7 protein-coding genes and 1 pseudogene are annotated in these 6,172 nt (G+C 69.9%); all 8 read left to right on the plus strand.

The features are described from left to right. Positions 1-308 precede the first annotated feature (308 nt). Entirely contained in the window at positions 309-731 is a 423-nt protein-coding gene (locus RTM68_RS09830) for a hypothetical protein (protein ID WP_312170446.1), read from the plus strand. Between the two features lies 1 nt (position 732). Continuing rightward, the gene (locus tag RTM68_RS09835) at positions 733-1,140 is read left to right on the plus strand and encodes a phage holin family protein (protein WP_194762451.1); all 408 of its coding nucleotides are present in this window, start codon (positions 733-735) and stop codon (positions 1,138-1,140) included. Beyond that, positions 1,127-1,432, plus strand: coding sequence for a hypothetical protein (locus tag RTM68_RS09840; protein WP_312170449.1), 306 nt, complete (start codon positions 1,127-1,129; stop codon positions 1,430-1,432). The genes RTM68_RS09835 and RTM68_RS09840 overlap by 14 nt, the downstream gene beginning before the upstream one ends. Positions 1,433-1,533: 101 nt before the next feature. Beyond that, on the plus strand, positions 1,534-2,211 hold the full coding sequence (hemQ, locus tag RTM68_RS09845; RefSeq protein ID WP_312170451.1) for a hydrogen peroxide-dependent heme synthase: 678 nt from the start codon (positions 1,534-1,536) through the stop codon (positions 2,209-2,211). Between the two features lie 8 nt (positions 2,212-2,219). Next, on the plus strand, positions 2,220-3,233 hold the full coding sequence (gene hemC, locus RTM68_RS09850; RefSeq protein ID WP_312170452.1) for a hydroxymethylbilane synthase: 1,014 nt from the start codon (positions 2,220-2,222) through the stop codon (positions 3,231-3,233). After that, positions 3,230-4,024 (plus strand): uroporphyrinogen-III synthase, encoded by a 795-nt coding sequence (locus RTM68_RS09855; protein WP_312170453.1) that lies wholly within the window; start codon positions 3,230-3,232, stop codon positions 4,022-4,024. The genes hemC and RTM68_RS09855 overlap by 4 nt, the downstream gene beginning before the upstream one ends. Continuing rightward, the gene (gene hemB, locus RTM68_RS09860; protein WP_312170455.1) at positions 4,021-4,998 is read left to right on the plus strand and encodes a porphobilinogen synthase; all 978 of its coding nucleotides are present in this window, start codon (positions 4,021-4,023) and stop codon (positions 4,996-4,998) included. Before RTM68_RS09855 ends, hemB begins: the two co-directional genes overlap by 4 nt. 33 nt (positions 4,999-5,031) lie before the next feature. Beyond that, positions 5,032-6,172 (plus strand): annotated as a pseudogene (locus RTM68_RS09865) (glutamate-1-semialdehyde 2,1-aminomutase); the annotation flags it as partial.

Below are 6,172 nucleotides of genomic sequence, written 5' to 3' on the forward strand. Positions count from 1 at the left end.
GGCGGCGCGCACCGCCGTGCAGGCCGTTGCGGGTCTGGCGGCGGTCGGCGCCTGGCTCGCGGGAACCGGACTCGCGCAGGTCGTGCCGGATGCGCAGCAGGAGGCCGACCGGCTTCGCCGCGCGCTCCTGTGGGAGTGAGGCGGCTCGACTCCGCACCGTGACTCACCCCCATGCGTCGCGGTCTGTCAACCCTCTGATGTTTAGATGCCGAATTCGGAATACAGGGCTACGCTGGACACCTGGCAGGCGGCGCCGAGCCGCCGGTTCGCCGCAGGGCGTTCACACCGGAACAACGTGAGGAGACCCCATGAAGGGGAAGATCGGACTCGTCGTAGGACTCGGCGTGGGATACGTGCTCGGAACTCGTGCAGGACGCGAGCGCTACGAGCAGATCAAGACGCAGTGGCTCAAGGTGTGGAACCTCGACCCGGTGCAGGAGCAGGTCGACAGGGTCAAGGGCTACGTCGGCGACAAGGCTGCAGCGGTTCCCGGCGCGATCTGGACCGGTGTGCAGAAGGTCGTCAAGTCGGCGAGCGGTGGCGACAAGACCGCCGGCCAGCGCCTCGACTCCGCCGTCGCCGCGGGCCGCAAGGCTGCGGAGGACATCGTCGACGCGACGGACGACGCCGTCGACGAGGTCAAGACCGCTGCCAAGAAGGATGCCGCGAACAAGCCCGCAGCCAAGAAGTCCACGTCTGCGCGTTCCGGCGCAGCGAAGTCCGGAGACTGAGATGCCCCGCGGATACCGTGATCGCGCCGAGGACAGCCTGCTGTCGCTGATCGGCGATCTGCCCGAACTCATCGGCAATCTCGTCAAGGCCGAGATCGACGCCGCGAAGACGTGGGTCTCGAGGACCGCCAAGGATGCGGGCATCGGCTCGGTCTGGTTCCTCGTCGCCCTGTTCTTCCTGTTCTGGGCCGTGCCGGTGATCCTGGTGTTCGCCATCGCCGGCCTGTCGTCGTGGTGGCCGGTCTGGCTCTCGGCGCTCGCCGTGCTCGGCATCCTGATCATCGCCGTGCTGCTGTTCGCGCTGCTCGGCATCCTGAAGTTCCGCAAGGTGCTCCGCCGACAGAATCCCGCTCAGGCGGTCGGCGAGGACATCCGACTCGTGAAGGAAGCCGGCGATGACGAACTCTGACAGCACGTCGATCCAGAGGGCCGCGGGCGCCAGCTCACTGCCCAAGACGGCGGTCCCCGCAGGGATCCTCGACCCGGTGGCGTCGGCGCGAGCCGAGCTGAAGGCCGCCCTGGCAGCGATCGAGGTCAAGGGCAACGTGCCCCGACGCCTCGACAAGGCCTCGAAGCGCGCCGCCGCGAAGGCGCGCGTGTTCGCCGACCGCAACCCGGTCGCGGCCGTCGCCGCAGCAGTCGCGATCGCCGCCGCGGTCGGCGGTGTCGTGTGGGTCGTCGCGCGCGCCCTGTCTCGCTGAGGCACCTCGCACGGAGTCGCCGCCCTCGCGGGGTCGCACCGGTGCTGTCAAGCGCGTCCGGGGAATTAGCCACCGCTCGGTAAAGGGGGCAGACTGGTTCCATGTCCGATGAGCGCGAAGATAACCCGTCCGGCTTCACCCTGTGGGCGGTCTGGCGACGAAACCCCGACGTTCCGGTCACCGAGTCCGACTCCACCGAGCTCGAGACGATCGTCTCGTATATCGAGGATTCCGGCGTCACGGTCCGCGGCTTCTACGACGTCTCCGGTCTGAAGGCCGACGCCGACCTGATGGTCTGGCTCCACGGCGACACGGCGGAAGAGCTGCAGAAGGCGCTGCGTCGTCTGCGTCGCACCGAGCTGCTCCGCTCGCTCCTGCCCGTCTGGAACGTGATGGGCGTGCACCGCGACGCCGAATTCAACCGCTCGCACGTGCCCGGATTCCTCCGCGGGGTCGAGCCGAAGGACTGGCTGTGCCTGTACCCCTTCGTGCGCACGCCCGAGTGGTACCTCGCGCCGGAGGAGGAGCGTCGCAAGATGCTCGCCGACCACGGGCGCAAGGGCGCGGCGTTCACGGGGGTGATCGCCAACACGGTGGCCGCCTTCGCTCTCGGCGATTACGAGTGGCTGCTTCCGCTCGAGGCCGACGACGTCACCGAGCTCGTCGATCTCATGCGCGACCTGCGCTACACCGACGCGCGTCTCTACGTGCAGGAGGAGATCCCCTTCTACACGGGGCGCCGACTCCGGTTCGACGAGATCGCGGACGTGCTGCAGTAGGCCGCGCGATGACGATTCCGAAGAACAGGTCCACCCCGATCCGGTTGGGCACCCGCCGCAGTGCGCTCGCCCAGGCGCAGTCGGGTCATGTCGCCGCCGCTCTCGAGAAGGTGTCCGGCCGTCGCGTCGAACTCGTCCCGATCACCAGCGAGGGCGACACGAACCGCGCGTCCCTGTCGGAGATCGGTGGGCAGGGGATCTTCGCGACCCGCCTCCGTGAGGCGTTGCTGGCGGGGGAGTGCGACTTCCTCGTGCACTCGCTCAAAGACCTTCCGACGGCGATCCCTGCGGGGCTCGTGATCGCGGCGACGCCGGTTCGCGAGGACGCCCGCGACGTGGCGATCACCCGCGCAGGCACTCCGCTGCACGAGCTGGGCACGGGCAGCACGGTCGGCACCGGCTCTCCGCGGCGCATCGCGCAGGTGCGTCGCAGGGCTCCGCACGCCGAGGTCGTCGACATCAGAGGCAACGTCGACTCGCGATTGCAGCGGGTGGCATCCGGAGAGCTCGATGCGGTGATCCTCGCCGCCGCCGGGCTGTCGCGGCTCGGCTCCGACTCGCCGCTGCGCAGGGAGGAGCTCGGTCTCGCCGAGTGGCCGACCGCGCCGGGACAGGGATCGCTCGCCGTCGAGACCCGCGAGGATGCGCCCGAGGAGCTGCTCGCAGCGCTGGCGGAGCTCGACGACGAGCAGACGCGTCTGGCCGTCACGGTCGAGCGGGCCGTGCTCGAGGGGCTCGACGCGGGGTGCCAGGCGCCCATGGCTGCGCACGCGTCTTTCGACGGCGCCGAGATCCGCGTCAGGACGGTCGTCTACGCCCCGGATGGGGGCCGCCGGATCGGCCTCGACGTCACGGAGGTCCTGAACGGGGAGTATATTCAACGGAACGGCAGTGGCAATGGAGCGGATGCTGCCGATGGTGCAGTCCCGATGCACGCGGCTCGCGAGCTCGGGTTGAGTGTTGCCCGTCGGCTGCTCGATCAAGGGGCGGCTGACCTTGTTTCCCGAGAGCATTCCTCATGACGAATTCGAAGCAGAACCGGCCGCTGGACGGCTGGAGGATCCTCGTACCCCGCGGTGGCCCGTGGGGTGACGGGGTGGCCGCGAGCCTTCGCGACCGCGGAGCGGTGCCCGTCGTGGCGCCGCTGATCAACTTCGCGCCGACCACGGATCAGGCGGCGCTCGACAGTGCTCTGCGGCGTCTCGCCGCGGGTGAGTACGACTGGCTGACCGTCACGAGCGCGACGACGGTCGACGTGATGTTCGCGCACCGCGCGGTGGTGCCGCGCTCGACGCGGATCGCCGCGGTCGGCGAGACCACCGCGGCCGCTCTGCAGGCGGTCGGCTACGAGGTCGCGATCGTTCCCGAAGAAGACAACTCCGCCGCGGGCATGGCCGAGCAGCTGATCGCTCTCGAGACGCCGGAGCGTCGCCGCATCCTCGCCCTCCGCAGTGAGATCGCGAAGCCCGTGCTGAGCGTGATGCTGCAGGAGGCCGGGCACGATGTCGACAGCGTCGTGGCGTATCGCACCGTCGGCGTGCCGGTGACCGACCGCATCAAGCGCGATGTCGAGAACGGTCGCATCAATGCGATCCTCATCACCAGCGGCTCGGTGGCGGAGCAGGTGCGCGAGCAGTTCCCGCAGATCCCCGACGAGACTCTGCTGGCGGCGATCGGGCCGCGCACGGCGAAGGATGCCGACAGGGCGGGGCTCCCGATCACGGTCGTGGCCGACCGGCAGACGGTCGACGCGCTGATCGATGCGGTGTCGAGCTTCACCCTTCCGCACGCGTCGGATGAGCTGGCGCCGTGAGCTTCCCCGACGTGCGTCTGCGCCGGTTGCGCCAGTCCCCTGCGGTCCGCGGCCTCGTCCGTGAGACGTCGCTCGAGCCTCGCAACCTGGTGCTGCCCCTGTTCGTTCGCGAGGGGATCTCCGAGGCGGTTCCGATCGGTTCGATGCCGGGAGTCGCGCAGCATTCGCTCGATTCGCTGCGTGCTGCCGCCGTGGATGCGGCGGAGGCCGGAGTCGGCGGCGTGATGCTGTTCGGCGTGCCGGCCGTGCGCGACGCGCGGGGCTCGGGTGCAGACGACCCGAAGGGGATCCTGAACGTCGCGACCGAGGTGCTCGCGTCCGAGGTCGGCGATGCACTCGTCGTGCAGACCGATCTCTGCCTCGACGAGTTCACCGATCACGGTCACTGCGGAGTGCTGGCTGCCGACGGCTCCGTCGACAACGATGCGACGCTCGTGCGGTACGCGTCGATGGCGCTCGCGCAGGCGCGTGCCGGATCGCAGCTGCTCGGCCTGTCGGGGATGATGGACGGCCAGGTCGCCGTGATCCGCGCCGCTCTGGATGCCGAGGGCTTCACCGACACGCTGCTGCTCGCCTATGCGGCGAAGTACGCGAGTGCCTTCTACGGACCCTTCCGTGAGGCGGTCGACTCTCAGCTGAAGGGCGATCGCCGCACGTATCAGCTGGACCCCGGCAACCGCCGCGAGGGTGTGCGCGAGGCCGTCGTCGACGAGCAGGAGGGCGCCGACATCGTCATGGTCAAGCCGGCGATGGCGTTCCTCGACGTGCTGCGCGAGGTGCGCGACACCGTCGACATCCCCGTCTGGGCCTATCAGGTGTCGGGGGAGTACGCGATGATCGAGGCGGCCGCCGCGAACGGCTGGATCGACCGTCGGGCATCGATTCTGGAGTCTCTGCTGTCGATCCGCCGTGCCGGCGCCGACGCAGTGCTCACCTATTGGGCGACAGACGCCGCCCGTTGGCTGCGCGGCTGAGACGCCGCCTCGCCGTCGTTCTGGAAGGACCCCATGACCGATCGCAATGACGACCTGTTCTCCGCTGCCCGCTCGGTGATCCCCGGTGGGGTGAACTCGCCGGTGCGCGCCTACGGATCGGTCGGCGGCACGCCGAGGTTCCTGGCGTCGGCCACAGGTGCCACGGTGGCGGATGCCGAGGGCATCGAGTACGTCGACCTGGTGGCGTCGTGGGGACCGGCCCTGCTCGGCCACGCCCACCCCGAGATCGTCGCCGCCGTGCAGGACGCCGCGGGTCGCGGACTCTCGTTCGGAGCGCCGACCGAGGGTGAGGTGGAGCTCGCGGCGTTGATCGCGGATCGTGTGCGGTTCGGCGAGGTGCGTCCGATCGAGCGCGTGCGTCTCGTGTCGACGGGCACCGAAGCCACGATGACCGCCATCCGCCTGGCGAGGGGGGCGACGGGTCGCGACCTGCTGGTGAAGTTCGCCGGGCACTACCACGGCCACTCCGACGGGCTGCTCGCCGCGGCGGGCTCAGGAGTCGCCACGCTGGCCCTGCCCGGATCCGCCGGCGTGCCCGCTCCGATCGCCGCACAGACGCTCGTGATCGACTACAACGACCGTGACGCCCTCGAGGCCGTCTTCGCCGAGCACGGCCCGCGCATCGCGGCGGTGATCGTCGAGGCGTCGGCGGCGAACATGGGTGTCGTCGCACCGCTGCCGGGGTTCAACCGCTTCATCGCCGAGACCGCGCACGCGCACGGTGCGCTGATGATCATCGACGAGGTGCTCACCGGGTTCCGCGTGCACCCGGCCGGCTTCTGGGGCCTGCAGGCAGCCGCCGGTGAGGAGTACATGCCGGACATCTTCACGTTCGGCAAGGTCGTCGGAGGGGGAATGCCGCTGGCGGCTCTGGGTGGACGCGCCGAGGTCATGGATCTGCTCGCGCCGCTCGGCCCCGTGTACCAGGCGGGAACCCTGTCGGGCAACCCGCTCTCGGTGGCCGCCGGTCTCGCGACGCTGCGACTGGCGACGCCGGAGGTGTACTCGAAGGTCGGTGCGTCGGCGGCACGAGTGGCTTCGGCGCTGGCGGCTGCGTTGGCGGATGCCGGCGTGACGCACGCCGTGGCGAACGCCGGCAGTCTGTTCAACCCGTCGTTCCGGGCGACCGCTCCGCGCGACTACACCGAGGCGC

Source organism: Microbacterium sp., from assembly GCF_031988965.1.
Classification (GTDB): domain Bacteria; phylum Actinomycetota; class Actinomycetes; order Actinomycetales; family Microbacteriaceae; genus Microbacterium.

Excerpts from the sequence above, each read along its gene's own strand:
- RTM68_RS09830 (WP_312170446.1), top strand. The coding sequence starts at position 309 with ATGAAGGGGAAGATCGGACTCGTCGTAGGACTCGGCGTGGGATACGTG.
- RTM68_RS09835 (WP_194762451.1), top strand. The coding sequence starts at position 733 with ATGCCCCGCGGATACCGTGATCGCGCCGAGGACAGCCTGCTGTCGCTG.
- RTM68_RS09840 (WP_312170449.1), top strand. The coding sequence starts at position 1,127 with ATGACGAACTCTGACAGCACGTCGATCCAGAGGGCCGCGGGCGCCAGC.
- hemQ (WP_312170451.1), top strand. The coding sequence starts at position 1,534 with ATGTCCGATGAGCGCGAAGATAACCCGTCCGGCTTCACCCTGTGGGCG.
- hemC (WP_312170452.1), top strand. The coding sequence starts at position 2,220 with ATGACGATTCCGAAGAACAGGTCCACCCCGATCCGGTTGGGCACCCGC.
- RTM68_RS09855 (WP_312170453.1), top strand. The coding sequence starts at position 3,230 with ATGACGAATTCGAAGCAGAACCGGCCGCTGGACGGCTGGAGGATCCTC.